The sequence below is a fragment of the Micromonospora saelicesensis genome, from assembly GCF_900091575.1.
Lineage (GTDB): Bacteria > Actinomycetota > Actinomycetes > Mycobacteriales > Micromonosporaceae > Micromonospora > Micromonospora saelicesensis.
On sequence record NZ_FMCR01000001.1, the window covers coordinates 721,954 to 747,885 of the forward strand.

Below are 25,932 nucleotides of genomic sequence, written 5' to 3' on the forward strand. Positions count from 1 at the left end.
CCACTGTTGGCCGGCGGGCTGAGTCGCATCCACGGGTGGTCCAGCCAGGCCGCCGCGGCGTCGGCCGGCGACCGGCGGGGGCAGGCAGGCGGCCGAGTCCGGGCAGGCGGGACTCGCCGGTCGCGGGCAGCAGTCGGTCGGGGTACGGGTCGGTCAGGTGGCGTCGTCGTAGCTGGCGCGGGGGGCCGGAGCCGAGGGGCTGCTGGTGGCCGTGCCGGACCGGGCCTCGTTCGACCGCAGGTCGGCGGCGTTGGCCACGTCCTTCAGGTCGTTGTGCACGCCGCTGACGTCCGCGCGCAGGTTGTCGTAGACGCCCTGCAACGGCTTGCGGATCGCCGCCTCGTCCTCCTCGCTGAGGAGGTGCTTGCGGATGAACGCCTTGGGGTGCAGGTCTTCCAGCTGGATGTCGGTGCCCAGCTCACGGCTCAGGTCGCCGGTGGCGTTGCGGGCCATGTTGCGCAGGTTGCGCACCAACCGCAGGCCGTCGGTGATCACGGCGGGGAGCCGGTCGCCGAAGATCAGCAGCGCCAGGAGCAGCAGCGCACCGATCTCCCACCAGTTCAGGTTGTCGAGCATCCCGCGGGCCTCCTCTCGGCGTCAGCAGCAAGACTACGCACGGCGGACGGCTTTCGGGCAAGGGGTGCGCCGCTGTTCACTTCGCTTCCGCGGTGAGTCACTTCGCGTCCGCGGCGAGAGTTACCGAGGTGTTCTGCCGGGTGGAGCCCCGCCGATACTCGACGGTCACGACCGAGCCCGGCGCGTACTTACGGACCAACGCGGTCAGATCCGTCGGCTCGGTCATCGGCCGCCCGTTGATCTTGAGGATCACGTCGCCGACCTTCAGTCCGGCGCCGTCCGCGGGGCCGGACGGCTCCACCTCGGCCAGCCGCAGGCCACCCCCGACGACCCCGGTCGGGCCGTCCGCCCGGGCGCCGATCACCGTACGCCGGGCCTTGCCGGTGCCGATGATGTCCTGGGTCACCCGCTTGGCCTGGTTGATCGGGATGGCGAAGGCGAGCCCGATGTTGCCCGCCTCCTGCCCCTCGGCGACAAGTGACTTGATGGTGGAGTTCACTCCGACCACCCGGCCGGCGCCGTCGACAAGTGGGCCGCCCGAGTTGCCGTGGTTGACCGCGGCGTCGGTCTGGATGGCGGCGTAGTAACGCACCGGGCCGCCCGGTTCGCCGGCCTGCATCGTCCGGTCCAGCGCACTCACGATGCCGGCGGTGACCGTGTTGGCCAGCGACAACGGCGAGCCGATGGCGAGCACGGGGTCGCCGACCGCCAGCGCGTCGGAGTCGCCGAACTCCACCGGCCGCAACCCGGGACGACTCACCTTGATCACCGCGATGTCCGACTCCGCGTCCTGACCGACGATGGTCGCCGGCGCGGTGCTGCCGTCGTTGAAGACCACCGAGGCCTTGCCGGTGCCGCCGGCCACCACATGGTCATTGGTGATCACATGGCCGTCGGCGGTGGCGACGAAGCCGGAGCCCTCACTGGTCCCGCCGAGGCTGCTCACCCGGACGGTGACCACGCTGGGCAGGACCCGTTCGGCGACCCCGGCCAGCGACTCCGGTTTGCGCTGCGCCAGCGCCGGCACCTCCGCGGGCGCACCGCCGAGGACCGCCGCACCAGCGCCGCCGCGCACCGCGAACGCGTAGCCCAACGCACCGCCGAGGGTGCCGGCCAGCAGCGCGGTGATCACGGGAATGAGCAACAGGTGGCGCAGTGTCGGCCGGCCCGGCGCGTCGGGGTCGGTGACCGGCTCGGGCTCGGCGCCGGGGGCCACCACCCCGGGCACCACCACCGCGGTCGGGGCCGCCGGGTCGCGCCAGGGGTCGGCGAGCGCGTCCGACCACCAGGCCGACGCGTCGGCCGAGTTGGGCCCGCCCGCAGCCGGCGCACCGTAAGACGCCGGCCCGACGGGAGACGCCGGCCAACCCGGTGTCGATCCGCCGGAAGACGCTGGCCAACCCGGTGTCGGTCCGCTGCCTGGCGAGGCGAGGGGCGTGCGGTCAGCCCCCGGCATGGTCGGCGGCCCCACCGGCGGGGCTCCTGCCCCGGGCGGTCGCGCCGGAGCCGGAGTCTCACCGCCCCGGCGCCAGTCCCAGCCGTCGGTCACGTCGGTGCCTCCCAGTCCGTCCCCGGATCCCGCGCCGCGTCGCCCGGCCACGGGCCGGTCTGGTCGCGGCTGACGGGATACCGCCTCCAGGATTGCACGGATGGACGCGGTGCAGTCAGCGGTTGCCCCGGTGATCGCTTCCGGCGGAGGCGCGGCTGCGCCCCACGACGGTCGCCTCTACGCTCACAGTGCCAACCCGCCCCCGCACAACGCACCGCCCCCGGAGGTGCCCCATCGCCACGGTCGCCGGTTCCGGCAGTTCGACGACACAGGCCCAGCATTTCGCCGAGTCGTACGTCACCGAGGATCTCGTTCTGCGTACCGCCCGCAGCCTGGCCCGGGAGGTGGGCCTCGACGCGGTCACCCCCGGCGCGGGGGCGGCGCTGCGGCTGCTGGCCGCCGCCGGCAACGCCCGTGCGGTGGTGGAGATCGGCACCGGCACCGGGGTGAGCGGCGTCTGGTTGCTGCGCGGCATGCGCGTGGACGGCGTGCTCACCACCATCGACGTGGAGGTGGAGCACCAGCGGATCGCCCGGCGGATCTTCGCCGAGGCGGGTTTCGCGGCCGGGCGTACCCGGATCATCACCGGTCGGGCGCTCGACGTGCTGCCCCGGCTCGCCGACGGCGCGTACGACCTGGTCTTCGTGGACGCGGAGGCGACCGGCTTCCATGCCTGTGTGGAGGCGGCGCTGCGGCTGTTGCGCCCAGGGGGCGTGCTGGCGCTCAACGGTGTGCTGGCCAGCGGACGGATCGGCGACCCGGCCGCCCGGGACGCGGAGACGGTGACGGTTCGCGAAACGATCAAGGCGGTCCGGGAGTCGGAGCACTGGATTCCCGCGCTGCTTCCGGTCGGGCACGGGCTGCTCGCCGCGGTGAAGTGCTGATTCGAGCCCAGGACGGGTCAGAGCCCCGGTCGCGCCGAGGCTCTGACCCACGCCCTAGTTGACGTCGGCGAGCCAGCGCAGCAGCGACCGGACGCCCCAGCCGGTGGCGCCACGGCTGACCTCGGCCTGGTCGCCGTCGGCCCAGGACGGGGCGGACATGTCCAGGTGCAGCCAGCGGTCACGTAGGTCGCCGGTGAACTCGCGCAGGTAGAGCGCGGCCAGCACCGAGCCGGCACCCTGCGTGGGTGCGCTGTAGAGGTCGGCGATCTCGCTGCCGAGGTACTCGACGTAGTCGGTGTGCAGAGGCATCCGCCATGCCGACTCGCCGGCCGCCTCGGCCGCGGCCAGCACGCTGGCGGCCAGCTCGTCGTTCTCGCTGTAGAGGGCGGCGGTGCGCTTGCCCAGCGCCACCGAGTTCGCGCCGGTGAGCGTGGCCAGGTCGAGCAGCAGGTCCGGCTTGAGCTGCTGCACCGCGTACGCCAGCGCGTCGGCGAGGACCAGCCGACCCTCGGCGTCGGAGTTGGTCGTCTCGCTGGTCGTACCGCCGTAGTGCCGGATCACGTCGCCGGGACGGAACGCCGAGCCGCTGACCATGTTCTCGGCCAGCGGGGTCAACGTGGTGATCCGGACCGGCAGCCGCAGCGCGGCGGCACCGAGGGTGGCGGCGACGACAGCGGCCGCGCCGGCCATGTCCTTGCGCATCAGCTTCATCGACGCCACCGGCTTGATCGAGATGCCACCGGTGTCGAAGGTGATGCCCTTGCCGATCAGCACCACGTGGGTGCGCGCGTTGGCGGGGTGCCAGTCCAGTTCGACCAGCCGGGGCCCGCTGGCGGAGCCACCGCCCACGGCGAGGATCCCGCCGAAGCCCTCGGTGGCCAGCTCGGCCGGGCCACGGACCCGCAGCCGCAGGTCCGGAAGGTCGGCCGCGGCGGAGGCCACCTGGTCGGCGAACCACTGCGGGGTCTTCACCGAGGACGGAGTGTTGGTCAGGTCCCGGGCGAGGTGGGTCATCGCGGCCGTGGTCCGGGCCGTGGCGACGGTGTCCTCGTACCCGGTCGGGTCGTCGAGCAGCAGGTCGACGCCGGTGAGCGCCGGTCGGTCGCCAGCCTCGGTGAGTCGGAACCGGTACGGGGCGAGCAGCAGCCCCTCGGTCAACCCGCGAACGGCGGCGGGTGTCACCTCGGCCGGCAGCGCGATGGTGATATGCGTCTCAGCTGAAGTTGAGCGGGCCAGGGCCGCGCCGGCCGCCCGCCAAGCCGCCTCGCCGCCGTCACCGATGCCGAGCAGCAGCAGCCGGCCGGGAGTACGCCCGGGGCGCAACTGAGTGTGGATCTCGCCGGCTCGGCCCGTCAGCCGGGCCGCTGACGCCAGCGCGACCGCCTCGTCGGCCGTGCCGTCCGGGCCCGCCACGGCGGTCGACACGGGCTCGGCCGAGGTCTCACCTTCCGCCGTCGAATCGGCGGAGCGGACGGGCAGGACGAGGACGTCGAGCCGGTCAGGCTCGGCGATCAGACGGATGGCGAGCACGCGGAACCGAACCTCCAGGAAAGTGTCGCGGACCGGCGGAAAAGCCACCTGACCGCAGCGTTGAAGACCCTGAGCCACCGGCGATTCCGGTGGCTCAGGGTCCAAAGAACGTTCCGGGCGGCGTGAGCCGCCCGGAGCACTCCTTACTCAGCCGGCCGCTGCCTTCAGTGCGTCACCGAGCGCGTTGGCCTCGTCGGGAGTCATCTCGACGACGAGCCGGCCACCGCCCTCCAGCGGGACCCGCATGACGATGCCCCGCCCCTCCTTGGTGACTTCCAGCGGACCGTCGCCCGTCCGCGGCTTCATCGCCGCCATGTTGTCTCCCCTCAGACCTACACCAGGGTCGGTGGGTTGCCCCACAGCCACTTCGTCACGACCACCCGCAACAGTCACGGGGGTGTCGACCAACGATTTTCCCTGATGAACACCGCCGGACCCAAACCGGAGCAGCATTGATGTAACAGCATCTAGCTTATCTTGAGAAGGCCTGTCACAATGTGCGGTCATGCAGGCACGGTCGGCACTCTTCGACCTGTACGGCGACCACCTCCGTCCGAGGGGTGGCCGGGCACCGGTTGCTGCCCTGGTCAAGCTACTGGCGCCGCTGGGAATCGCACCGCCAGCAGTTCGCACCGCCGTCTCCCGGATGGTGCGCCAAGGCTGGCTCGAGCCCCTCCGGTTGGTCTCCGGACCGGGATATTCGATCACACCGAAAGCTGCTCGCCGACTCGACGAGGCAGCGGCCCGGATCTACCGGACCGGCCGGGTCACCTGGGACGGCCGGTTCGATCTGCTGGTGTTGGAGGCCCCGGGCTCCCGGCGGGACCGCCAGCGGCTCGCCGCCAACCTGAGCTTCCTCGGCTACGGGACGCTCGACGAGCAGACCTGGGTCGCCACCCGCCCGGCTGAGGACGTCGACCTGCTCCTCGCCGAGACCGGCATCCGGTTCGAGCGGTTCACCGCCTCGCACTTCTCCGGCACCCCCGGCGCGATGGGCGTGGTCCGACGCGCCTGGAACCTGGCCGAGATCGGCCGCGCCTACGAGCGGTTCGTCGCGGACCAGCGCCCGCTGCTCGCCGCGGTCACCGTGCGCAGCAGCGACGAGGAGGCGTACGCGACGCGGTTCCGCCTCGTGCACGCGTGGCGTACGTTCCTCTTCCAGGATCCGCAGCTGCCCCCGGCGCTGCTGCCCGAGCGGTGGCCCGGCACCGCCGCGGCCAGTTTCTTCGACCGGCACGCAGCCCGCCTGCGTCCGGCCGCCGACCGGTACGTCGAACAGTGCCTCGACGCCGGCAACCGCATCGTCCGACAGAAGGGTCGTTAGACACGTGACCGAGCCGCTGCTGGTCGACCGGACCGATGCCGTCGTCACCCTCACGCTGAACCGGCCGAACGCGATGAACGCGCTCGACGTGGCGCTCAAGGAGGCGCTGCGGGACGCCCTCGCGGAGCTGGAGACCGACCGGTCCTGCCGCGCGGTCGTCCTGGCCGGGGCCGGCGGGTCGTTCAGCGCCGGTCAGGACCTGCGCGAGCACGTGGCCACCCTGGAAAACTCGGCCAGTGACCCGCTGGGCACCGTGCGGGCGCACTACAACCCGATCGCCGCCCGGCTCGCCAACCTGCCCAAGCCGGTGATCGCCGCGGTCCGCGGGATGGCCGCCGGGGCGGGCGCGTCGCTGGCGTTCCTGGCCGACATCCGCATCGGCGGTCCGACCACCAGTTTCCTGATGGCCTTCGCCAAGGTCGGTCTCGCCGCCGACACCGGCGCCTCCTGGACGTTGCCCCGACTGGTCGGGCACGCCAAGGCGGTGGAACTGCTGCTGCTGGCCGAGCCGGTCCGCGCCGAGGAGGCGTGCCGGTTGGGCCTGCTCAACCGGTTGACGGACGACGACGAGCAGGTGCTGCCCGTCGCCCAGGAGTTGGCGGCCCGCCTCGCCGCCGGCCCGACCGTCGCGTACGGGGCGATCAAGCGCCAGCTCTCCATCGCCGACGCCGGCACCCTCGCCGACGCCCTCGCCGCCGAGGCGCAGGCCCAGTCGATCTGCGGCGCCACCGCCGACCACCGGGCGGCCACCCTCGCCTTCGTCGGCAAGCAGAAACCGGTCTTCGAGGGACGCTGAACGCGATCCGGACGCCGCCCTTACCGTCCTCGAACACGGGACGCCTAGCGTCGGCCGGTATGAGCGATCGTGAATCGGTGGCGCACCTGCTGCGCCGGGCCACCTTCGGGCCGACCGCCGACGAGGTGGACGCGGCCGAGCGGGCCGGGCCGGCGGCGACCCTGGACCGGCTGCTCACCCCGCCCGCGACGGACCGGGGTGCGGCGGCTACGCCAGTTCCGGCGCTGCCCCCGGACCCGTACGCCGGGCTGACCAAGGACTCCACCCGCGAGCAACGGCAGCAGGCCAACGCGGAGCGCCGCAAGCAACTCCAGCAGGTCACCGAGTGGTGGCTGGACCGGATGGTGGCCGCCCAGGACGGGCTGACCGAGAAGTTGCTCTTCTTCTGGCACGGGCACTGGGCCACCAGCGCGCAGAAGGTCAAGTCGGCGCGGCTGATGGTGGGCCAGTTGGAGACGCTGCGCCGGCACGGTCGTGGGCCGCTGGGCCCGCTGGTCGCCGCCATGGTGCGCGACCCCGCCCTGATCGTCTGGCTGGACGGGCAGAAGAACACCCGCAAGGCGCCGAACGAGAATCTGGCCCGCGAGCTGATGGAGCTGTTCACCCTCGGCATCGGCGCCTACAGCGAGGCCGACGTGAAGGCCGGCGCGCGGGCCCTGACCGGCTGGGTGGTCGACCGGCGTACCGGGACGGTCCGCTTCGAAACCAAGCGGCACGACCCTGGCGAGAAGAGCATCCTCGGGCAGAGCGCCCGGTTCGACGCCGAGGCGTACGCCGGTCTGCTGGCGGCCCAACCGGCGGCGGCGACCTTCGTGGCCGGTCGGCTCTGGTTCCGCTACGCCAGCACCGAGACCCCCGCGCCGGACGGTCTGGCCGGCGCGGACACCATCGCGACAGTGCGCGCGCTGTTCTCCGCACCGGCCTTCGCGCAGACCCGGGGCACGCTGGTGAAGCAGCCGGTGGAGTGGTTGGTCGGTGCGCTGCGGCAGCTCGGTGTCCGACCGTCCGCGCTGCCCGAACAGCAACGGAAACAACTGCTGGCCGGTCTGAACGCGCTCGACCAGGTGCCGTTGCGCCCACCGAGCGTGGGCGGTTGGCCGGCCGGGTCCGCCTGGCTGACCACCTCGTCGTTGCAGGCCCGGCTGCGCACGGCCGGGGTGCTCGCCGCCGCCACGGCACCAGGGGTGCTGGCCCGGCTGACCGCCGCGCCCACCGCCGGCCGACCGGACGCGCTGGCCCGACTGCTGGTGGTCGACGGCTGGGGAGCGCGTACCCGCGCCGCTCTCACCCCGCTGGCCGGTGAGCCCCGCAAACTGCTGGCCGCCGGCCTGGTCAGCCCCGAATACACAGTCAGCTGAGCGGAGGAGTCGACATGGACACAGTGACCCGACGCAGGTTCCTACTGACCAGCGGGGTGGTCGGCGCGGGCGCGTTGGCCGCCGGAGCCGGCGCGTACAGCCTGCGGGACCTGCTGGACACCAGCGGGGACCGGGACCCGCAGTCCCGCACGCTGGTGCTGGTGACCCTCTACGGCGGCAATGACGGTCTCAACACGGTCATCCCGTACGGCGACCCGGCCTACCGGGCGGCTCGCCCTGAGCTGGCGTACCCGGACGGGGAGGTGCGGCGGTTGGACGACGACTTCGGCCTCAACCCGGCGCTGGCCGGCCTGCACCAGCGCTGGTCCGGCGGTGGGTTGGCGATCGTGCGCGGAGTCGGCTACCCGAAGCCGGACCGCAGCCACTTCCGTTCGATGGACATCTGGCACACCGCGCAACCCGACCGGCCCGGCAACACCGGCTGGCTCGGACGGTGGCTGGACCGCGCCGGTGGCGACCCCCGGCTGGCGGTCTCCTTCGAGCCGGCGCTGCCGCCGCTGCTGGCCGGGGCCCAGAGCGCCGGTGCAGCAGTGCCGGTGACCGACCGGAAGGCCGCGAAGGGCCTACCCGCGGCGACACTGACCGCGTTCGCCGCCGCCGAGGCGGGCGAGTCGGCGGCCCGGGGTCGGGCCGCGGCCTGCTTCGCCGACCTGCGGTCGGTGGACGAGATGATCCGCCAGGTACGCGACTCCGCCGACCCGGACACGGCGGACCCGGACGGCGAGCAGGCTCCCGCGACGGCCACCGGCGGGGCCCGCACCCCACTGGACGCGCAGCTCGACCTTGTCGCGCAGTGCGTCGAGGCCGGAGTGTCCACCCGGGTCTTCTCGGTGTCGCTGGGCGGCTTCGACACGCACGCCGACGAGAAGCAGTTGCAGGCCGTGCTGCTGGGTCAGCTGGACCGGGCGTTGACCGGGTTCGCCGACCGGATGAGTCGCACCGAGGCGGGCCGGAAGGTGGTGGTGGCGGTCTACTCCGAGTTCGGCCGTCGGGTACGGGCCAACGCCTCGGACGGCACCGACCACGGCACCGCCTCGGACGTGCTGCTGCTCGGCGCGGGCGTCCGGGGCGGCTGGCACGGCGCACCACCAAGCCTCACCGACCTCGACGACGGCGACCTGAAATACACCACCGACTTCCGGGACGTCTACGCCACGCTGCTGGACCGGGTGCTGGACACCGACCCGGGCCCGGTCCTCGCCGACTGGCGGGGACGAGTGGACAAGCTTTTCTAGTCGTCCTCTTCCGGGTCCTGGTTGGCCTGCTCGCCCAGCACGAACGCCTGCATGGCCAGCTCGTCGCCGGCCGGCGAGACGAAGGCGGGCAGCTCACGTGGGCCCAGCTCCTGCACGTAGGACCAGAACAGCCGAACCGCCTCGGCCGGCGTGCCGGCCTCGATCGGCAGGTCGAGGCTGACCAGCCAGGTGCGCCGCGCCGGGGGCGGGCCGAGCTGGTCGACCAGCGCCCGGAAGGCCGCCGGCTCCACCGCGGTGACCGGCCCGTCGAGCGTCAGCAGGTCGGCCGGCACCGGCTCGTCGAAGGCCCGACGGGTGTACGCGACGACGAGCGTGCCCGGCTCGACCGGGGACTGCGGGTCGTCCGGGTCTTCGCGGTGGCGTCGACCCGGCGCGGTGACCCGGCCGAGGGCCACCAGCCGTGGCGGCGCGTCGACCAGCACGGCGACCTGGTCGCCCAGCCCTGGCCGGGCGACGTCGGTGAGCCCGGTCAGCTCCAGCGTGTCGTGGTGCACGAGCCGCTCGGCCTCGTACCGTTCGGCGGGCAGCAGCACCGCCCAGGTGCCCACCCCGTCGGCGTTGCCGGCCGCACCGGCCCGGTGCGCGGTCTCGGTCGTCATGCCTGCCATCTCATCACGCCGCCGGTGCAACGGTGACGTGACAGCCGACGATGTGATCGTCGACCATGCCGGTGGCCTGCATCAGCGCGTACGCGGTGGTCGGGCCGACGAACCGGAAGCCGCGCTTCTTGAGTGCCTTGGCCATCGCCGTCGACTCCGGGGTGATCGGCGCCAGCTCGGCGAACGAGGCGGGACGAGTCGGCCGGGGCTCCGGCGCGAAGGACCAGAGCAGAGCGGACAGGCCCTCCGGCAGCTCCAGTGCGGCGCGGGCGTTGGCGATCGCCGCCTCGATCTTGGCCCGGTTGCGGACGATGCCGGCGTCGGCGAGCAGCCGGGTCACGTCGGAGTCGTCGTAGCGGGCGACGGTCGGGATGTGGAAGTCGTCGAAGGCCAGTCGGAACGCCGGACGCTTGCGCAGGATGGTCAGCCAGGACAGCCCGGACTGGAACGCCTCCAGCGTCATCCGCTCGTAGAGTGCGTCGTCGCCGCGCAGCGGCCGCCCCCACTCGGTGTCGTGGTAGATGGCGTAGTCGGGGGTGCTCGACCCCCAGGCGCAGCGAGCCAGCCCATCGGGGCCGATCACCAGGTCAGTCACCTCGTACACGCTAGGGCATCCGTCCGACACCCCATTGCCACCGGCCGCCCGGCTGCCTATGGTGCTTGTTACCGACCGGTAGGTCGGGGTCACCCGAGGGTGCGCCCCGACCGGTGACGGCGAGCGGAGGCCGCGGTGAAGGAGTTCCCGGACGTCATCGCCTGGTCGATCCCGGCCTTCGTGCTGCTCATCGTGCTGGAGCGGGTCTCCTACCTGCTGCACCGCGACGACGACGAGGTCGGCTACGGCGGCGCCGACACCGCGACCAGCCTGACGATGGGGCTGGGCAGCATCTTCGCCGACCTGCTCTGGAAGGTGCCGATCGCCGCCGCGTACGCGCTGCTCTACGCGCTCACCCCGCTGCGGATCACCGAGCTCTGGTGGACCTGGCCGCTGATCCTGCTCGCCCAGGACTTCTGCTACTACTGGTCGCACCGCGGCCACCACGTGATCCGCATCCTCTGGGCCTCACACGTGGTGCACCACTCGTCGCAGCGGTTCAACCTCTCCACCGCGCTGCGCCAGCCGTGGACCGGCCTGACCAGTTGGGTGTTCTACATCCCGCTGATCATGGCCGGCGTCCACCCGGCCGTGGTCGCGTTCTGTGGCTCGGTCAACCTGCTCTACCAGTTCTGGATCCACACCGAGCGGATCGAGAAGATGCCGCGCTGGTACGAGGCGGTGTTCAACACCCCGTCGCACCACCGGGTGCACCACGCGTCGCAGGGCAGCTACCTGGACCGCAACTTCGGCGGCATCCTGATCGTCTGGGACCGGCTCTTCAAGTCGTTCGCGCCGGAACGGGAGCGTTGCGTGTACGGCCTGACCAAGAACCTCGGCAGCTACAACCCGGTCCGGGTGGCCTTCCACGAGTACGCCTCGATCGCCCGGGACCTGCGCGCCGCAGTGACCTGGCGGCACCGGGTCGGGCATCTCTTCCGCGCACCGGGCTGGCAACCGGCGCCGGGCTCCCCGGTCAGGGCAGCCGGCCCTGCTCGACCAGACGGGCAAACCTCTTCAGCGCCTGGGTGAGGCCGAGCTTGGAGCCGGGCCAGAGCACCGGCCACGCCAGTCGACCGGCCCGACCGCCCGGCAGGTGGAACCACTCGTGCCAGACCACCTGCGTGCGGTCCCGGTCCAGCTGGGTGCAGCGCAGCACCCCCGGGCCGCGCAGCAGCTGGCCGTGGTGCACGACGCCGATCTCGTACGGCTCGTCGACCCGGACCACCCGCATCTCGTCGCGCAGCGTCGCCCGGCCGAGCGCGGTCACCGCCTCGATCCGGCTGCCCTCGCGCCCGTCGCCCTCGACAACCCGGACGCGGGTGAAAGGGATCCAGTCGGACTGACGTTCCCAGGCGAGCAGCGCGGCGAACACCCGCTCCGCCGGGGCCTCGACGATCACCGTGGCGGTCACCTCACCGGCGCCGGGTCGGGCCGCCTCGCGAAGATCGTCAGCGCCCTCCGGCTCGGTCACGCCGACTCCGACCGAACCACCGCGTCGCGCTGCTCGGTGCCGGCGGTCTGCTCACGGTCGGCCGACTCGTCGTCGGCGGGCGCGGCGGCAGGCGCCACCCCGTCGGAATCCGCCGGGGACGAGCTGGCAGCGGGCAACGGGCCGGGAGTCGTCGAACCGACCGGGGCCGACCCCGCCTCGCCGGTCAGCGGCGCGTCCTCGCCCGGCTCCGCCGCCTTGCCCGGCTCCGCCGCCTCGGCGGTGGTCACCTTGCTGGCGGACTGCTCGCGGGCCTGCCGCAGCACGTCCGCGTCGTCGGTGCGCCCCTCACGCAAGGCGATGACCTCCGACTCCAGTACGCCGATCAGCTCGGACTTGTAACCGATGTCGTAGGCGGCACGGCGCAACGCCTGATCGACCTGGTCCATCCGGTACCCGCGCAACCCGGTGTCGAAACGGACCGCCCCCACGTCGGATTCGCGCAACGGGCGGGTGCCCGGCAACGCGACGGCCTGCGAGTCCGGCTCGGCCGGCACCAGGCCGGGATCGCGCCCGCTGACCAGCACCGTCACGCCGAATATCACCGCCGCGACGGTCAACGCCACGACCAGGAGGAGCAGAAGCTGACCCATGTACTGATCGTGGCATGGCAGCCGGCCGGGAGCGACCCCGCCACCCGCCTCGATCACGATCGGTGCCGACGCCCGCCCGGAATCGTGGACGGGCGACCGACTAGCGTCGGGACCGGCCGACGCGGCGGCGACGGCGCGAACTTCCAGGAGGCGGGCATGGCCGGGGCGCTTCGGCTGGGTGGGCACACGTTCGCCCCGGGCGAGCTGGTGGTGATGGCGATCATCAACCGCACGCCGGACTCGTTCTTCGACCGCGGGGCGACCTACGCCGCCGACAGCGCTCTGCGCGCGGTGGAGCGGGCGGTGGACGAGGGCGCGGCCATCATCGACATCGGCGGCGTCAAGGCCGGCCCCGGCGCGGACGTGGACGTCGCCGAGGAGATCCGGCGCACGGTGGACACCATCGCCGCCGTGCGAGCCGCGTTTCCAGAGGTGGTGATCTCCATCGACACCTGGCGGGCCGAGGTGGCGACGGAGGCCGTGGCCGCCGGGGCCGACCTTCTCAACGACACCTGGTCGGGCGTCGACCCGGCACTGGTCCGGGTGGCCGCGCGGACCGGCGCCGGCCTGGTCTGTTCGCACGCCGGCGGGCTGACGCCGCGGACCAGGCCGCACCGGGCCGCCTTCACCGACGTGGTCGCCGACGTGGTCGCGACGGTGACCGGGCTCGCCGAGCGCGCGGTGGCGGCAGGGGTACGCCCGGACGGCATCCTCATCGACCCGGCGCACGACTTCGGCAAGAACACCCGGCACTCGCTGGAGATCACCCGCCGACTGGACGAGCTGACCGCGACCGGCTGGCCGGTGCTGGTGGCGCTCTCCAACAAGGACTTCATCGGTGAGACGTTGGGCCTGCCGGTGGCCGAACGGCTGGAGGGGACGCTCGCCGCGACGGCCGTCTCCGCCTGGCTGGGTGCCCGGGTCTTCCGAGCCCACCAGGTCGGCCCGACCCGCCGGGTGCTGGACATGGTGGCCTCGATCCGAGGCGACCGCCCGCCCACGGCCACCCGCCGGGGACTCGCCTGACCGGTCGTCGCCGTAACCGACCGCGAACGGCCGGACGGACCGACACGATCGCCGGAGGCAGTGGCGCTCAGGTCCAGCGGAGGATGTTCCTACGCCAGGCGTAGAGGATGCCGAGCGCGAGCACGGCCACGAACACCGCCATCTCCACCACCGTCACCAGTCCGAAGCCCGGCCGGTCGAAGACCACCGCCCAGGGGAAGAGGAACACCGCCTCGACCGCGAACAGTACGTACAGGTAGGCGTACACGTAGTAGCGGATCTGCATCTGCGCCCAGTCGGCACCGACCGGGTCGAGCCCGCACTCGTAGCTGGCCCGCTTGCCCGGCGGGTCGGCCGGACGCGCCGGGCGTAACACCCGGTTGGCCGAGAACGCCGTAACGAAGAAGAGAACGCTGGCGAGCAGCAGGAGCCCGAGCGTCGCGTACGAGCCCAGGTATCCGTTCACAGTCGGCAGCCTACCGTCCGCCCGGACGGGCCGTCCCAAACACGTTACGGATTTGTTTCCGGATGGGACTAGTGCACAGGGGCAACTGTTACCGAATATTGGACACCCACCCATGTCACCGGAGGACAGATGGCCCGCGTGAAGGCATCGCCCGGTAACCGGGCGGAGGGGCGACGTTCCACGCCCCTGCTGGCGACCGCGCTCGCGCTCGGCCTGCTCACGGCGCTCGCCGTCGGGCCGGCCTGGGCCAGCGCGGCCGCACCGGACGCGGACCCGGTCGCGACCTCGGCCGAGCCGGTCAACGAGCCGGGCGGCGAGGAGCCCCCGACCACACCGGCGGAGGAGCCCACCCCGACCGAAGACCCGGGCGGGGAACCGGAGCCGACCGACCCGGCACCGGAGACCACCGCACCACCACCGGAGACGACGCCACCGGCGCCGGTGACCACCGCCCCGGAGGTCCCGCCAGCGCCGACCACCAGCGCGCCCGCGCCGGGCGGCACCACCCGACCGCCCAGCCCGGCTCCCCCGGTGCCACCGACGGCGCCCCCCGCCCCGCCAACACCGCCGGCGCCGACGGTCCGCCCGCCCGCCCCGGGTTCGGCGCCGCCGCCGCAGAGCCCGCTGGGCGTGCAGGTCACCACCGGCGACGTCACCCTCACCGAGGCGTACTGGAACACGCCGAGCACGGCCGCCACCCTCCAGGTCACGGTGCACAACACCGGTACCACCACGGAACAGATCCGACTCTCGTACACGCTGCCCGCCGGGCTGACCGACGCCGGCACGAAGGGCTGCGCGGCCGCTGGTGGTGGGACGTACCGCTGCGGGGCCTGGACCGCCGGAGCGGGCGTTCGGTTCAGCACCGTGCTGCGGCTGCGGGTCGCTGGCACGGCGTGGAAGCAGATGCCGCTCAGCGGCTCCGTCCAGGTCATCGCGGACGCGCCGGGAGCCGCCGGAGAGGCGACCGACGACCAGGGCTTCGCGGTGCTCTTCCCCGCCGGCCCGCCGGTGCCCGGGATCGCGCTCGCCGCCGACGAGGTGGCCTTCGACATCAGCGGCGGCCCCAGCACCCTCACGCTCCGACTGGGCAACACCGGCGCGGTGGACGCCGCCGGCCGGGTCGAGGTCGTCCTGCCGGCCGGGGTGACCGTGCCCACCCCACCGATCGGCTGCGTGGCGGTCGACCCGACGCGTACCCGCTGCGACGCCGGTCTGGTGCTGGCGGGCACGACCGCCGAGGTGCAGCTGCCCGTGGAGGCGACGCCGCAGGCGCAGCGGGAAGCGCCGCTGTCCGGGGCCGTGATCGGTCAACTCGATCCACGCAGCGGTCCGACCCGTCGGGTGCAGATGAGCTTCCGGATCACCGCGGCCGCCGCACTGGCCACGCCGGTGGTCTCCCCGCCCGCACCGACCGGCTCACAGGGCGTACTGCCCGCCGGTGCCGGGACCGGAGACGGCGGGTTGACCTCGGTGCAGCGCACCGCGGTGATCCTGATCGCGGTCTCCACGCTGCTGGTGGTGCTGGCTCTCACGCTGGCCACGACCTCGCTGCGCCGCCGGCTCGGCGGCCCGCCGCCGGAACCCGCGCCCAACCCCGCCGACTGATCGACGGACGACCCCGGCAGCGCGCGGCCGGGGTCGTCCGCGCCACCCGGTTGGTGATCTGAATTACGGCGGGCGGGGCGTAACACCGCAAATGTGGGCGTTTCACGACCACTTCGGGTCCCAGTCGGCGGACCTCCGGGGATGGTTAGGGCTCCCTTAGACGTAGGCTCTCAGGTGAGGAACGACAGCGGCCGGACCAGCCTGGGGCGGTGCGGTGAAGCGTTGCGTCAGGGAGGTTCCGTGGCCGGGCAAGCCCCGCAGTCGCGAACGAAGGTGGCACAGTGACCAAGCAGATCCGTCAACTCGACCGGGTGGTCATCCGGTTCGCCGGTGACTCCGGCGACGGCATGCAGCTGACCGGTGACCGGTTCACCTCGGAGACGGCGCAGCTCGGCAACGACATCTCCACGCTGCCAAACTTCCCCGCCGAGATCCGGGCTCCTGCCGGCACCCTGCCCGGCGTGTCGAGCTTCCAGGTGCACTTCGCCGACTACGACATCCTCACGCCGGGCGACGCGCCCAACGTGCTGGTGGCGATGAACCCGGCGGCGCTCAAGGCCAACCTGGCCGATCTGCCGCGCGGCGCGGACATCATCGTCAACACCGACGAGTTCACCAAGCGCAACCTCGCCAAGGTCGGTTACCAGACCAGCCCGCTGGACGACGACTCGCTGGCCGGCTACGTCGTGCACCCGGTGGCGCTGACCTCGATGACGGTCGGCGCGCTCGCCGCCCACCAGGTGTCCAAGAAGGACGCCGAGCGGTCGAAGAACATGTTCGCGCTCGGCCTGCTCTCCTGGATGTACTCCCGGCCCTACGAGTCGACGCTGCGCTTCCTGGAGCGCAAGTTCGCGGCCCGTCCGGAGCTGGTCGCCGCGAACGTCGCCGCCTTCAAGGCCGGCTGGAACTTCGGCGAGACCACCGAGGACTTCGCGGTCCGCTACGAGGTCAAGCCGGCCAAGATGAAGCCGGGCACGTACCGCAACATCACCGGCAACGCGGCGCTCTCGCTGGGGCTGGTCGCCGCCGGGGTCCGCTCCGGGCTCCCGGTCTTCCTCGGCGCGTACCCGATCACGCCCGCGTCGGACATCCTGCACGAGCTGAGCAAGCACAAGCGCTTCGGCGTTATCACAGTGCAGGCTGAGGACGAGATCGCCGCCGTCGGCGCCGCACTGGGTGCCTCCTACGGCGGGTCGCTCGGCGTGACCACCACCAGCGGCCCCGGCGTGGCGCTCAAGAGCGAGACGATCTCGCTCGCGGTGGCGCTGGAGCTGCCGCTGGTGATCGTGGACGTGCAGCGCGCCGGCCCGTCGACCGGCATGCCGACCAAGACCGAGCAGGCCGACCTCAACATGGCGCTCTACGGTCGGCACGGTGAGGCGCCGGTCGCGGTGATCGCGCCCCGGTCACCGTCGGACTGCTTCTTCGCTGCGCTGGAGGCGGCCCGGATCGCGCTCACCTACCGCACCCCGGTGATCCTGCTGTCCGACAACTACGTCGCCAACGGCTCCGAGCCGTGGCTGCTGCCGGACGTGGAGTCGCTGCCCGACCTGCGGGTCGAGTTCGCCACCAAGCCCAACGGCGACGACGGCACCACCTTCCTGCCCTACCTGCGTGACCCGGAGACCCTGGCCCGGCCGTGGGCGATCCCCGGCACGGCGGGCCTGGAGCACCGGATCGGCGGTCTGGAGAAGGCCGACAAGACCGGGGACATCTCCTACGACCCGGCCAACCACGACTTCATGGTGCGCACCCGGGCCGCCCGCATCGAGACCATCCCGGTGCCGGACATCGAGGTGGAGGACCCGGACGGCGACGCCCGGGTGCTGGTCCTCGGCTGGGGCTCGACGTACGGGCCGATCGGCGCGGCGTGCCGCGGTGTCCGCCAGCGTGGCCTCTCCATCGCCCAGGCGCACCTGCGGCACCTGGCACCGATGCCTGCGAACCTCGGTGAGGTGCTCCGCTCGTACGACAAGGTGGTCATCCCGGAGATGAACCTGGGCCAGTTGGCCCACGTCATCCGGGCCCGCTACCTGGTCGACGCGATCAGCTACAACCAGGTCCGCGGCCTTCCGTTCACGGCCGCCGAGCTGGAGACGACGCTGGAAGAGGTGCTGAAGAATGTCTGAGCCCGTCGCCGTCAAGCTCACCGCGAAGGACTTCAAGTCCGACCAGGAGGTGCGCTGGTGCCCCGGCTGCGGTGACTACGCGATCCTGGCAGCCATCCAGCAGTTCATGCCGGAGCTGAACATCCCCCGGGAGCGCACCGTCTTCGTCTCCGGGATCGGCTGCTCGTCCCGCTTCCCGTACTACATGAACACGTACGGGATGCACTCGATCCACGGTCGGGCCCCGGCGATCGCGACCGGCCTGTCGGTGTCCCGGCCGGACCTGTCGGTCTGGGTGGTCACCGGCGACGGCGACGCGCTCTCCATCGGTGGCAACCACCTGATCCACGCGCTGCGGCGCAACGTCAACCTCAAGATCCTGCTGTTCAACAACCGGATCTACGGTCTGACCAAGGGCCAGTATTCTCCGACGTCCGAGGTCGGCAAGATCACCAAGTCGACACCGGCCGGCTCGGCGGACGCCCCGTTCAACCCGCTCTCGCTCGCCCTCGGGGCGGAGGCCAGCTTCGTGGGCCGCACCATCGACTCCGACCGCAAGCACCTCCAGTCGGTGCTTCGGGCCGCCGCAGAGCACGAGGGTTCGGCCTTCGTGGAGATCTACCAGAACTGCAACATCTTCAACGATGGGGCGTTCGAGCAGCTCAAGGACCCGTCCACCCGGGACAACTACCTGATCCGCCTGGAGCACGGCCAGCCGATCACCTTCGGAGCCGACGGGCAGTTCTGCGTGGTGCACCCGCCGGGCGGCTTCGGCCTGGAGGTCCGGGACACCAACTCGGTCCGCCCGGAGGAGATCGTCGTGCACGACGCGACGGTGACCGACCCTGCTTACGCCTTCGCGCTGTCCCGGCTGCCCGGCCTGGACCTGCGCAACACGCCGATCGGGGTGTTCCGCTCGGTGGACCGACCGTCCTACGACAGCGTGGTGCAGGCTCAGCTCGCGGCCGCCAAGGCAAAGGTCACCGAGACCCCCGAGCAGCAGCTCGCCGGCCTGCTGGGCAGCGGCGACACCTGGACGATCATCTGACGCTCGGAACTGAAAGGGACAGGGCCCGCAACCGTTAGGTTGCGGGCCCTTCCCGTTACTGCTGTGAACAGCCTGATCAGAAGACCAGGTTGAAGGCACCCCAGCCGGTGCCGATGACCGCGCCGCTCGAGTCGATCCACTGGCCGTAGCCGTTGGTCGTGTAGAGCCGCATCCGGCCACTGCCGTCAACGCCGAGCATGTCCATCATGTTGTCGCCGCTCCAGTCGCCCGGAACCATGATGTTCTTGAAGCCACCCCAGCCGCTACCGATCTTGGTACCGAGCGGGTTGGTCCAGCCGCCCTTGCTGTCGGACTGGTACATCTTCAGGTCGCCGGTCGAGGTACGACCGATCAGCACCTCACGCCCGTCGCCCTTCCAGGCCCCAGGGGTGAGGAACAGGTTGAAACCGTTCCAGCCGGTGCCGATCTTGGTGCCGAGGGGGTTCTCCCAGCCGCCCGCACCATTGCTGGTGTAGCGGACCAGGTCGCCGTTGGACTTGCGCACCAGCAGGCTCGGCCGGTTGTTGCCCAGCCAGTTGTTCGTCACCATGAGCGCGGTGAAGCCCTGCCATCCGGTGCCGATCTTCTTCGCGCCACCGACGAAGTTGCCCTTGCCATCGGTGTTGTAGATGAACAGCTCACCGTTGGGCTTCATCGCCATGATGGACGGCTTCTTGTCGCCGTTCCAGTTGTAGACGCGGAACACGCGGCTGTAGATGCCCCAGCCCGCGCCGATCTGCTGGCTACCGTAGAAGCCGCCGTACCCGTCGTTCGAGAAGCCACTGCCGTAGAACAACCCCAGGTTGCCGGCGCCGTCACGGGCGAGCAGGTCGGTGTGACCATCGCCGGTCCAGTCCGCGTTGACCAGCGGCGGACGGGTCAGGTCCGCCTTGATGGAGTTGTTGTAGTAGCTCAACCGCTCGTAGTAGCCGGGCGACGAGCCACACGGCTGGAAGCCCCAGTCGGTGATGCCGACCTGGACCCCCTTCACGAGCAGCGGACCGCCCGAGTCACCCCCGCAGGTGTCGCTGCTCGGCGTGGCCTCGGTGCCCGAGCCAGCGCAGATCATGCGGTCGGCGAGGTAGAGCCCGGGGGCGTCGGGGACGTTGCAGTCCGCATCGGACCGCATCGGAACAGTCGCCTTGCGCAGCCGACTGTCCGGCTCCAGCTCGTCGGACGTGGTGACGCCGTAGCCCGCGATCTGGGCCTGCGTGCCAGCCACGTACGGAGTCTGGTCACCCTGGGCGCTCAACGGCACCGCGGTGTACGCGCTGGGCAGGTTCTGCTTCAGCGTGAGGACCGAGACGTCGTCGACGATCGGCGCGTTGGGGTCTTCGTACTGCTGGGCGATGTTCCAGCCCGGGTGGGTCCAGGTCGAACCGACCTCGGCGACGAACCCGCTGCCACCGACGAGCTGGCCTTCGCTGTCGACCAGCCGGTCGTTGCCGGCGATGACCCGAGTGGTGCCGGGCCCGTCGGCGGTGCAGTGGGCGGCCGTCAGCACCTTGTTACGGGCGATGATGGTGCCGGTGCACCAGTACCAGTAGAAGTCCGGGCCGTCCTGGAAGGTGGTGACGATACCCACGATGTACGGAAACTCGGAGGCGCTCGCCAGGGTCCCTTGGAAGACCTTGGGAGAGGCACCCGTACCGGACTGGAAGGTCCGACCCTGGGCGCCCGGCTTGGGAAGCGTGAGCTTCCCCTTGTGCAGGTTCGGCAGCTTGCTCAACCGGTCCGGTCGCGAGCTGCTCGCCACGTCGTACGCGCCGCCGGCTGGGGCGGCGTTAGCACTGGTCGTGGGTGCCACGGCCGCCACGCCCGTGAGAGCGAGGCCCGCCACGACGCCGGCATACCACCGCCGTCGGGCTCCTGCGGATGTTGCCACTTCAGCCACTGATTGCTTCCCGTCGTTCGATTAACGAGGCACTCGGAACTGCCCGGGATGACCTGCGTGGGACGCGACGGGTTGAACGACAAACCACATCAGGGCGAGTCCGCCCGAAATTGAAGATTTCCCCGTCGTGCCTGCGCCAACGACGCTGCACCGGCAAGTCCCGGCAGCGACACCCATTGACAGCTCTAAGCCGAGACACCGTAGCAAGGGTTCGATCGGGAAGCTGCCCTGCAACGACCTTTTTTCATGATCCGCAACCGGACCGCGATGAAGCGATGGGGTCAGCGCAGCCGCGCCTCATCCGGACGGTTGCGGCGTCAAGCCGCCTGGTGTTCAGAAACTGGATGTCCCGCCCCCGGGGGATGGCCGTTCCGCTGTGGATCGGCCACCCCCGGACGGCGAGAAAAAAGCAGTCAGCGGGCGGCGCCGGCTGGCACCCAGAGGTTGTCGATCTCCTTCTCGGCCGCCGCGAGACTCGCCTCGTGCAGCGGGATCAGCTCGGCCATCGCCGGCACCGACGGTGCCAGGGTCAGCTCGGCGCTGATGAAGCGCGGCTGCATACCGGTCATCGACAGGCCGTGCGGCAGCCACGGCTCGGCGTGGTCCCAGCCGTAGCGAGGGGTGCCCTCGCCGTAGCCACCGCCCCGGGTGGCCAGCACCACGAACTCGCGCCCGCCGAGCAGGCCCTCCTGCGTCGTCGGGTCGTACGCCAGTCCGGGAACGATCAGATGGTCCACCCAGGACTTGACGCTGCTGGGCGCGCCGAAGTTGTAGAGCGGCAGGCCGAGCAGCACCACGTCGGCCTGCTTCACCTCGTCGACGAGCCGCTCGCTGAGCTGCCAGGACTCGCGCTGGGCCGGCGTGTGCTGGTCCGGAGGGGTCATTCGCGCCAGCCCACCCTCCGCGTCCAGGTGCGGCAGCGGCTCGGCGCCCAGGTCCCGGTAGGCCACGGTGCCGTCCGGGTGGGCCGCACGCCATGCGTCGACCGCGCGGGCGGTGAGCCGCCGGCTGACCGACCAGTCACCGCGGATGCTCGAGTCAATATGCAGTAGATGCATCATTCCTCCTTCAGGGATCATTCGTGAAGCACCAACTATTTATAGCAGGCCGATGTTCCGCTGAGTCGGTAGACTGGGTCACATGTCCGCGCAGCCGCTCGACTCCTCCGAGCACCGCTCGGGCGCACTCCTGGACCATCTGGCCCGGCGGATGCGGCTGCGGTCGGAGTCGGTGCTGGCGCCGCTGGGGCTACGCCCCCGGCATCTGGTCGCGCTCACAGTGCTGCGTGCGGGCGGCGGCACCGGGCAACAGGCGCTCGCCACCATCCTGGAAATGGACAGCACCAACATCGTCGGGCTGCTCAACGACCTGGAGGCGAAGCAGCTGATCGAGCGTCGGCGCTCACCCGAGGATCGCCGCCGACACGTCGTCGAACTCACCGACAATGGGGCGAAACGCCTCAGTGAGGCCGAATGCGCCCTGGCCACCGCCGAGGACGAGGTGCTGGGCGCACTGGATCCCGCCGAGCGGGAGACGCTCTACAAACTGCTCAGCCGGGCCTCCACCGGCACGGCGGTCAACTGCACCGAGGCGATCTGCGTCGCCGACGACGCCTGCTGACGCCGCCTCACCACAGCGGCGGCAGCGGCGGCGGCATGCCAGCGGTCACATCAGCCGGCAGCGGTAGGACGGTCAGGCGGTGGTGGCCGACTGGGGTCGGTCGTCGCGTACGTGCACCAGCATGTCACCGGTCTCGATCACCGCGCCGGCCCGGTCGGCAAGGGTGACCACCTTGCCCCGCCGCACCAGGGCGATCACCAACGACTCCAGCTCGCGCGGCGAGCGACCCACCTCGTCCCGCTCGGCGGAACGCATCGCCAGCGCCATGCCCTGGCCGGGGGTGAGCAGGTCCTCCACCACGTCGATCAGCGGCGGCGCCGAGGTGGACAGGCCGAGCAGCCGGCCCGCCGTGGCCGAGGAGACGATCACATGGTGCGCGCCACTCTGCTTGAGCAGCGGGGCGTTCTCCGCCTCCCGGGCCGCCGCGATGATGCGGACCTGCCCAGCGGTGAGCTGCCGTACCGTCAGCGCGACCAGCACCGACGCGTCGTCACTGTCGGTCGCGATGATCACGGCCTTCGCGCTCTTGACGTGCGCCTCGTTCAGCACTGACGAACGGGTCGCCGAGCCCTCGATCGCCACCAGCCCAGCGGAGGTGGCCTGGCGCAGGGCGGCGGCACTGCGCTCCACCACCACGATCCGTGAGCGGTCCAGACCGTTCTCCATCAGGGCGGAGACAGCGCTGCGCCCCTTGGTGCCGTAGCCGCAGATGATGACGTGGTCCTTCACGGCTCTCCTCCACCGCGACAGGCGACGGCCGGTCCGGTACTGCTCGGTCAGAACTTCCAGGGTGGTGCCGACCAGGATGATAAGGAAGATCACTCGGGCCGGGGTGATGAAGAGGACGTTGACCAGCCGGGCCGACGGCGCGGCCGGGGTGATGTCCCCGTAGCCGGTGGTCGAGAGCGACACGACCGCGTAGTAGAAGCAGTCGAGGAGGGTGAGGCCGTCCTCGTTGACATCGCGGTAGCCGTCCCGGCCCAGGTAGACCGCGGCGACCACGGCGAAGACCAGGCCCAGGGCGGCGGCGAGCCGAAGGCTCAGCGCGCTCAGTGGGCCCCGGCGCTGTGCGGGAAAATGGATCACCGTCGAACCTGCTCCCCCGCCGTCGCCTGCACGCCCACAACATAGCGGGTACACCGTCGACCGCACGCCCGGGTTGCGGCGGACAACCGTCGGCGCACCCGCACCCGACTACCGGATGACAACGACGAACCGGTGCAGGCCGGCAGACGGAGGGGGCGCGACCCTCGTGACGACGAGCGGCAGACGGCGAGCCGAGGCCGACGACGAATACACCGAGTACGTCCGGTCCCGGATGGTGCAGTGGCGGCGCACCGCCTACCTGATGTGCGGCGACTGGGACCGGGGCGACGACATCCTGCAACGGGTGCTCACCGAGCTGTACCGCTCGTGGGCGCGGGCTCGGCAGGCCGATCACCTGGACGCGCTGGTCCGCACCATGTTGGTGCGGCGACTGATCGACGAACGGCGGTTGCGTTGGGCGCGGGTCCGCCTCGGCGCCGCGCTGCCCGACGTGTCCAGGGCCTTTGCCGACCCGACCGACCGGATCACAGTGGTGGGCGCGCTGCGGCAGGTGCCGCCACGCCAACGCGCGGTGCTGGTGCTGCGGTACTTCCAGGACCTCAGCGTCGAGGAGACCGCCCAGGCCATGGGCTGCTCGACGGGGACGGTGAAGAGCCAGACCGCCAAGGGCCTCGCCACCCTGCGCACCCTGCTCACCCCCACCCTGACCGCGAACTGAGAGGAGCGACGATGCTGGACGAACGCCAGATCGGCGACCTGATGCTGACCGAGATCGAGTCGGCCGAGCAGCCCTCCGTCGTGCTGAACGTGGAGCGGGCGATGAGCACGGCACGGCGGCAACGCCGCCTCGCCCAGGGTGCCGGCGCCGCGCTGCTGGCGGTGGCCCTGACCGTCGGCGGGCTCACCGTCCCCGACCTGCTCACCCCGGACCGACCGCCGGCCCCCGCCCCGTTCGGCACGGCGCCCGCCGATGGCCAGACCGGCCTGCCGGTCGCGCTCACCACTGTCGACCCGCAGCGGGTGTACGTCCGGTTCGGCTGGCTGCCGGACGGGCTGCCCAATCTTCAATACCAGGCCGGGCTGCTGCTCTCCGGCTCCGGCGTCTATCTCAGCGCGTCCACTGCGCCCGGCGGCGGCCAATGGAAGGGCGTCGCGATCACCCTCTATCCGAAGGGAGTGCAGCCTTCGGCACCGCAGCGGGACAGCGGCGAGGCGGCCCGGCCCGGCGAGACCACACCCGGCCCGCAACTGAACGGCGGGGCCAGCAGTTTCGCCTCGTACAGCGGGGCCGAGCAGCCGGAGGCGATCCTGCGCTGGCGGTACGCGCCGGACGGCTGGGCACAGCTCAAGGTGGTCGGCGTCGGAGCCGACGTCCGGAGCACCGCGACGCAGGTGGCCCGGGCTCTGCGGTTCGGCGACGACCCGATCCCGATGCCGGCCACGGTGGCGGGCGTGCCGGCCGCCCTCCAGGTGATCGTCGTCGACGTGCAGGAGTCGCTGGACGAGCCGAAGGTCTGGTACGCGTCGACCACCTGGTCGCCGAAGTCGATCAGCGGCGATCCCGGCCAGCAGCGGGCCCGGACGATGACGGTGAGCATCTCCCGCTACCGGAACATCACCGATCCCGCCGACAACGAGTACGTCGACCCGAACACCACTGTCGGCGGGCACCCGGCGCGGTTCGGCGGGCAGAACGGCTCCGAGTCCCTGACCGTCTACGACGTGAACGGGGCGAACGTGACGATCGACGACAGCGCACTGCTCCCCACCGGTGGCACCCGGGCGCTGTTCCCGGCGGTCACGCTCGTGGCCGAGCCGGCCAACTGGCACACCCACCTGCACCGGTGAGAGCCCCGGGCCCGCTCCGTCGGAGCGGCGCGGGCCCGGACGGGTCGGTTTGGACGGCCGGGGACGGGCATGATGAGGGTGTTCCCGACGGCGACCGCGAAAGTGAGGCCGGCATGTCGTTGCTGCGACGAGTCATCGGCGGAGTGCTCCGCCGCCACCGCCAGCGTCAGGGCCGCACGTTGCGCGAGGTGGCCGCGTCGGCCGACGTCTCCGTGCCCTACCTCTCGGAGGTCGAGCGGGGCCGGAAGGAGGCCTCGTCGGAGGTGCTGGCGGCGATCTGCCGAGCGCTCGGCATCAGCCTCGCCGACCTGCTCGGCGAGGCCCGCGACGACATGCGCCGGGTCGAGCCGCGCCTCCCGGCCGCGCCGCGCGCCGCGCTCACCCACCTCGAGCGGGTCGATGCGACTCGGCGGGAGATCGGCAACGCCACCCTGCTGGTGGGTCCACGTGTCAGCGGGTTCGTCCTGCACCGCGGGCCGGTGGCGAGCGAGGCGACCCTCAGCGTCGACGGGAAAGCCTCCGCTGGTGGCTCGCGCCCCGGTCCGCGTACCGCCGCCCTGGCTGACTGCGCACAGACCCGGCTGGGCCTGCGGCGGCTGACCGTCGCGTAGGCCGCGTGGGTTCTGCCGTCGGCGGATCTGCCGGCGGCAGAATCACTGGGCCAGCCACCGCCGTCGCCCGCACGCTGAAGGGGCCGGTCCACCGGGTGGTCCCC

Annotated in this window: 26 protein-coding genes; 14 read left to right on the forward strand and 12 right to left on the reverse strand. The window is 71.7% G+C overall.

What is annotated here, in order from left to right; translation table 11 throughout:
* Window positions 1–153: 153 nt before the first annotated feature.
* Both GA0070561_RS03445 and GA0070561_RS03450 read right to left on the reverse strand, forming a co-directional pair.
* Window positions 154–576 carry a twin-arginine translocase TatA/TatE family subunit gene (locus tag GA0070561_RS03445; protein ID WP_091394791.1) on the reverse strand — a complete coding sequence of 141 codons (423 nt, stop codon included), beginning with the start codon at window positions 574–576 and terminating at the stop codon, window positions 154–156.
* A 97-nt stretch (window positions 577–673) separates the two neighbouring features.
* Window positions 674–2,140 (reverse strand): S1C family serine protease, encoded by a 1,467-nt coding sequence (locus GA0070561_RS03450; protein WP_425255885.1) that lies wholly within the window; start codon window positions 2,138–2,140, stop codon window positions 674–676.
* Window positions 2,141–2,439: 299 nt separating this feature from the next.
* Here GA0070561_RS03450 and GA0070561_RS03455 point away from each other — a divergent pair, with 299 nt between their 5' ends.
* Window positions 2,440–3,009, forward strand: coding sequence for an O-methyltransferase (locus GA0070561_RS03455; RefSeq protein ID WP_091397298.1), 570 nt, complete (start codon window positions 2,440–2,442; stop codon window positions 3,007–3,009).
* Between the two features lie 54 nt (window positions 3,010–3,063).
* Here GA0070561_RS03455 and GA0070561_RS03460 read toward each other — a convergent pair whose 3' ends face one another.
* Window positions 3,064–4,539 carry a leucyl aminopeptidase family protein gene (locus tag GA0070561_RS03460; RefSeq protein ID WP_091394796.1) on the reverse strand — a complete coding sequence of 492 codons (1,476 nt, stop codon included), beginning with the start codon at window positions 4,537–4,539 and terminating at the stop codon, window positions 3,064–3,066.
* Between the two features lie 147 nt (window positions 4,540–4,686).
* The gene (locus tag GA0070561_RS03465; RefSeq protein ID WP_007455245.1) at window positions 4,687–4,854 is read right to left on the reverse strand and encodes a DUF3117 domain-containing protein; all 168 of its coding nucleotides are present in this window, start codon (window positions 4,852–4,854) and stop codon (window positions 4,687–4,689) included.
* 190 nt (window positions 4,855–5,044) lie between these two features.
* On the opposite strand from GA0070561_RS03465, the gene GA0070561_RS03470 reads away from it, so the two are divergent.
* The 4 genes from GA0070561_RS03470 to GA0070561_RS03485 are packed head-to-tail and all read left to right on the forward strand — an operon-like array spanning window position 5,045 to window position 9,273.
* Entirely contained in the window at window positions 5,045–5,863 is an 819-nt protein-coding gene (locus GA0070561_RS03470; protein ID WP_091394799.1) for a PaaX family transcriptional regulator, read from the forward strand.
* Between the two features lie 4 nt (window positions 5,864–5,867).
* Window positions 5,868–6,659, forward strand: a complete 792-nt coding sequence (locus GA0070561_RS03475) for an enoyl-CoA hydratase-related protein (protein WP_091394802.1) — start codon at window positions 5,868–5,870, stop codon at window positions 6,657–6,659.
* Between the two features lie 59 nt (window positions 6,660–6,718).
* Window positions 6,719–8,017, forward strand: coding sequence for a DUF1800 domain-containing protein (locus tag GA0070561_RS03480; protein WP_091394805.1), 1,299 nt, complete (start codon window positions 6,719–6,721; stop codon window positions 8,015–8,017).
* A gap of 14 nt (window positions 8,018–8,031) precedes the next feature.
* A complete protein-coding gene (locus GA0070561_RS03485) occupies window positions 8,032–9,273 on the forward strand; it encodes a DUF1501 domain-containing protein (RefSeq protein ID WP_091394808.1) in 1,242 nt (413 codons plus the stop codon).
* Here GA0070561_RS03485 and GA0070561_RS03490 read toward each other — a convergent pair.
* On the reverse strand, window positions 9,270–9,893 hold the full coding sequence (locus GA0070561_RS03490) for a hypothetical protein (RefSeq protein ID WP_091394811.1): 624 nt from the start codon (window positions 9,891–9,893) through the stop codon (window positions 9,270–9,272). The two genes, GA0070561_RS03485 and GA0070561_RS03490, sit on opposite strands and share 4 nt — an antisense overlap.
* Window positions 9,894–9,906: 13 nt before the next feature.
* Window positions 9,907–10,488, reverse strand: coding sequence for a DNA-3-methyladenine glycosylase I (locus GA0070561_RS03495; RefSeq protein WP_091397302.1), 582 nt, complete (start codon window positions 10,486–10,488; stop codon window positions 9,907–9,909).
* 135 nt (window positions 10,489–10,623) lie between these two features.
* Between GA0070561_RS03495 and GA0070561_RS03500 the strand changes: the two genes are divergently transcribed.
* Window positions 10,624–11,520, forward strand: coding sequence for a sterol desaturase family protein (locus GA0070561_RS03500; RefSeq protein WP_091394815.1), 897 nt, complete (start codon window positions 10,624–10,626; stop codon window positions 11,518–11,520).
* Here the strand turns inward: GA0070561_RS03500 and GA0070561_RS03505 are convergent.
* The gene (locus tag GA0070561_RS03505; RefSeq protein ID WP_091394820.1) at window positions 11,465–11,962 is read right to left on the reverse strand and encodes an SRPBCC family protein; all 498 of its coding nucleotides are present in this window, start codon (window positions 11,960–11,962) and stop codon (window positions 11,465–11,467) included. The genes GA0070561_RS03500 and GA0070561_RS03505 overlap by 56 nt on opposite strands.
* On the reverse strand, window positions 11,959–12,573 hold the full coding sequence (locus GA0070561_RS03510) for a DivIVA domain-containing protein (RefSeq protein WP_091397306.1): 615 nt from the start codon (window positions 12,571–12,573) through the stop codon (window positions 11,959–11,961). Before GA0070561_RS03510 ends, GA0070561_RS03505 begins: the two co-directional genes overlap by 4 nt.
* 156 nt (window positions 12,574–12,729) lie before the next feature.
* On the opposite strand from GA0070561_RS03510, the gene folP reads away from it, so the two are divergent.
* On the forward strand, window positions 12,730–13,599 hold the full coding sequence (folP, locus tag GA0070561_RS03515; RefSeq protein WP_091394823.1) for a dihydropteroate synthase: 870 nt from the start codon (window positions 12,730–12,732) through the stop codon (window positions 13,597–13,599).
* 67 nt (window positions 13,600–13,666) lie between these two features.
* Here the strand turns inward: folP and ndhC are convergent, their stop codons facing one another.
* The gene (ndhC, locus tag GA0070561_RS03520) at window positions 13,667–14,044 is read right to left on the reverse strand and encodes an NADH-quinone oxidoreductase subunit A (RefSeq protein ID WP_091394827.1); all 378 of its coding nucleotides are present in this window, start codon (window positions 14,042–14,044) and stop codon (window positions 13,667–13,669) included.
* Between the two features lie 129 nt (window positions 14,045–14,173).
* Here ndhC and GA0070561_RS03525 point away from each other — a divergent pair, with 129 nt between their 5' ends.
* The 3 genes from GA0070561_RS03525 to GA0070561_RS03535 all read left to right on the forward strand — a co-directional run bounded on the left by GA0070561_RS03525 (window position 14,174) and on the right by GA0070561_RS03535 (window position 18,808).
* Window positions 14,174–15,652 (forward strand): hypothetical protein, encoded by a 1,479-nt coding sequence (locus GA0070561_RS03525; protein ID WP_091394831.1) that lies wholly within the window; start codon window positions 14,174–14,176, stop codon window positions 15,650–15,652.
* Between the two features lie 281 nt (window positions 15,653–15,933).
* Window positions 15,934–17,781 (forward strand): 2-oxoacid:acceptor oxidoreductase subunit alpha, encoded by a 1,848-nt coding sequence (locus GA0070561_RS03530; RefSeq protein WP_091394835.1) that lies wholly within the window; start codon window positions 15,934–15,936, stop codon window positions 17,779–17,781.
* Entirely contained in the window at window positions 17,774–18,808 is a 1,035-nt protein-coding gene (locus GA0070561_RS03535; RefSeq protein ID WP_091394838.1) for a 2-oxoacid:ferredoxin oxidoreductase subunit beta, read from the forward strand. Before GA0070561_RS03530 ends, GA0070561_RS03535 begins: the two co-directional genes overlap by 8 nt.
* 76 nt (window positions 18,809–18,884) lie before the next feature.
* Here GA0070561_RS03535 and GA0070561_RS03540 read toward each other — a convergent pair whose 3' ends face one another.
* A complete protein-coding gene (locus GA0070561_RS03540) occupies window positions 18,885–20,615 on the reverse strand; it encodes a trypsin-like serine protease (protein WP_167362329.1) in 1,731 nt (576 codons plus the stop codon).
* A gap of 500 nt (window positions 20,616–21,115) precedes the next feature.
* Window positions 21,116–21,760, reverse strand: coding sequence for an FMN-dependent NADH-azoreductase (locus GA0070561_RS03545; RefSeq protein WP_244166041.1), 645 nt, complete (start codon window positions 21,758–21,760; stop codon window positions 21,116–21,118).
* A gap of 82 nt (window positions 21,761–21,842) precedes the next feature.
* Here GA0070561_RS03545 and GA0070561_RS03550 point away from each other — a divergent pair, with 82 nt between their 5' ends.
* Complete coding sequence (locus GA0070561_RS03550) at window positions 21,843–22,322, forward strand: MarR family winged helix-turn-helix transcriptional regulator (protein ID WP_091394849.1); 480 nt, start codon at window positions 21,843–21,845, stop codon at window positions 22,320–22,322.
* Between the two features lie 72 nt (window positions 22,323–22,394).
* Here the strand turns inward: GA0070561_RS03550 and GA0070561_RS03555 are convergent, their stop codons facing one another.
* Window positions 22,395–23,408, reverse strand: coding sequence for a potassium channel family protein (locus tag GA0070561_RS03555; protein ID WP_030329269.1), 1,014 nt, complete (start codon window positions 23,406–23,408; stop codon window positions 22,395–22,397).
* A 166-nt stretch (window positions 23,409–23,574) separates the two neighbouring features.
* Between GA0070561_RS03555 and GA0070561_RS03560 the strand changes: the two genes are divergently transcribed.
* The 3 genes from GA0070561_RS03560 (at window position 23,575) to GA0070561_RS34585 (ending at window position 25,828) form a co-directional block, all read left to right on the forward strand.
* Window positions 23,575–24,087, forward strand: coding sequence for a SigE family RNA polymerase sigma factor (locus GA0070561_RS03560; protein WP_244166042.1), 513 nt, complete (start codon window positions 23,575–23,577; stop codon window positions 24,085–24,087).
* A gap of 11 nt (window positions 24,088–24,098) precedes the next feature.
* Window positions 24,099–25,217, forward strand: coding sequence for a hypothetical protein (locus tag GA0070561_RS03565; protein ID WP_091394855.1), 1,119 nt, complete (start codon window positions 24,099–24,101; stop codon window positions 25,215–25,217).
* A 113-nt stretch (window positions 25,218–25,330) separates the two neighbouring features.
* A complete protein-coding gene (locus tag GA0070561_RS34585; RefSeq protein ID WP_091394858.1) occupies window positions 25,331–25,828 on the forward strand; it encodes a helix-turn-helix domain-containing protein in 498 nt (165 codons plus the stop codon).
* The last annotated feature ends 104 nt before the right edge of the window (window positions 25,829–25,932 follow it).

Coding starts and splice junctions, on each gene's coding strand:
- GA0070561_RS03565 (WP_091394855.1), top strand. CDS start 24,099: ATGCTGGACGAACGCCAGATCGGCGACCTGATGCTGACCGAGATCGAG.
- folP (WP_091394823.1), top strand. CDS start 12,730: ATGGCCGGGGCGCTTCGGCTGGGTGGGCACACGTTCGCCCCGGGCGAG.
- GA0070561_RS03445 (WP_091394791.1), bottom strand. CDS start 576: ATGCTCGACAACCTGAACTGGTGGGAGATCGGTGCGCTGCTGCTCCTG.
- GA0070561_RS34585 (WP_091394858.1), top strand. CDS start 25,331: ATGTCGTTGCTGCGACGAGTCATCGGCGGAGTGCTCCGCCGCCACCGC.
- GA0070561_RS03490 (WP_091394811.1), bottom strand. CDS start 9,893: ATGACGACCGAGACCGCGCACCGGGCCGGTGCGGCCGGCAACGCCGAC.
- GA0070561_RS03550 (WP_091394849.1), top strand. CDS start 21,843: ATGTCCGCGCAGCCGCTCGACTCCTCCGAGCACCGCTCGGGCGCACTC.
- GA0070561_RS03465 (WP_007455245.1), bottom strand. CDS start 4,854: ATGGCGGCGATGAAGCCGCGGACGGGCGACGGTCCGCTGGAAGTCACC.
- GA0070561_RS03480 (WP_091394805.1), top strand. CDS start 6,719: ATGAGCGATCGTGAATCGGTGGCGCACCTGCTGCGCCGGGCCACCTTC.
- GA0070561_RS03470 (WP_091394799.1), top strand. CDS start 5,045: ATGCAGGCACGGTCGGCACTCTTCGACCTGTACGGCGACCACCTCCGT.
- GA0070561_RS03485 (WP_091394808.1), top strand. CDS start 8,032: ATGGACACAGTGACCCGACGCAGGTTCCTACTGACCAGCGGGGTGGTC.
- GA0070561_RS03535 (WP_091394838.1), top strand. CDS start 17,774: ATGTCTGAGCCCGTCGCCGTCAAGCTCACCGCGAAGGACTTCAAGTCC.
- GA0070561_RS03545 (WP_244166041.1), bottom strand. CDS start 21,760: ATGCATCTACTGCATATTGACTCGAGCATCCGCGGTGACTGGTCGGTC.
- GA0070561_RS03510 (WP_091397306.1), bottom strand. CDS start 12,573: ATGGGTCAGCTTCTGCTCCTCCTGGTCGTGGCGTTGACCGTCGCGGCG.
- GA0070561_RS03525 (WP_091394831.1), top strand. CDS start 14,174: ATGGCCCGCGTGAAGGCATCGCCCGGTAACCGGGCGGAGGGGCGACGT.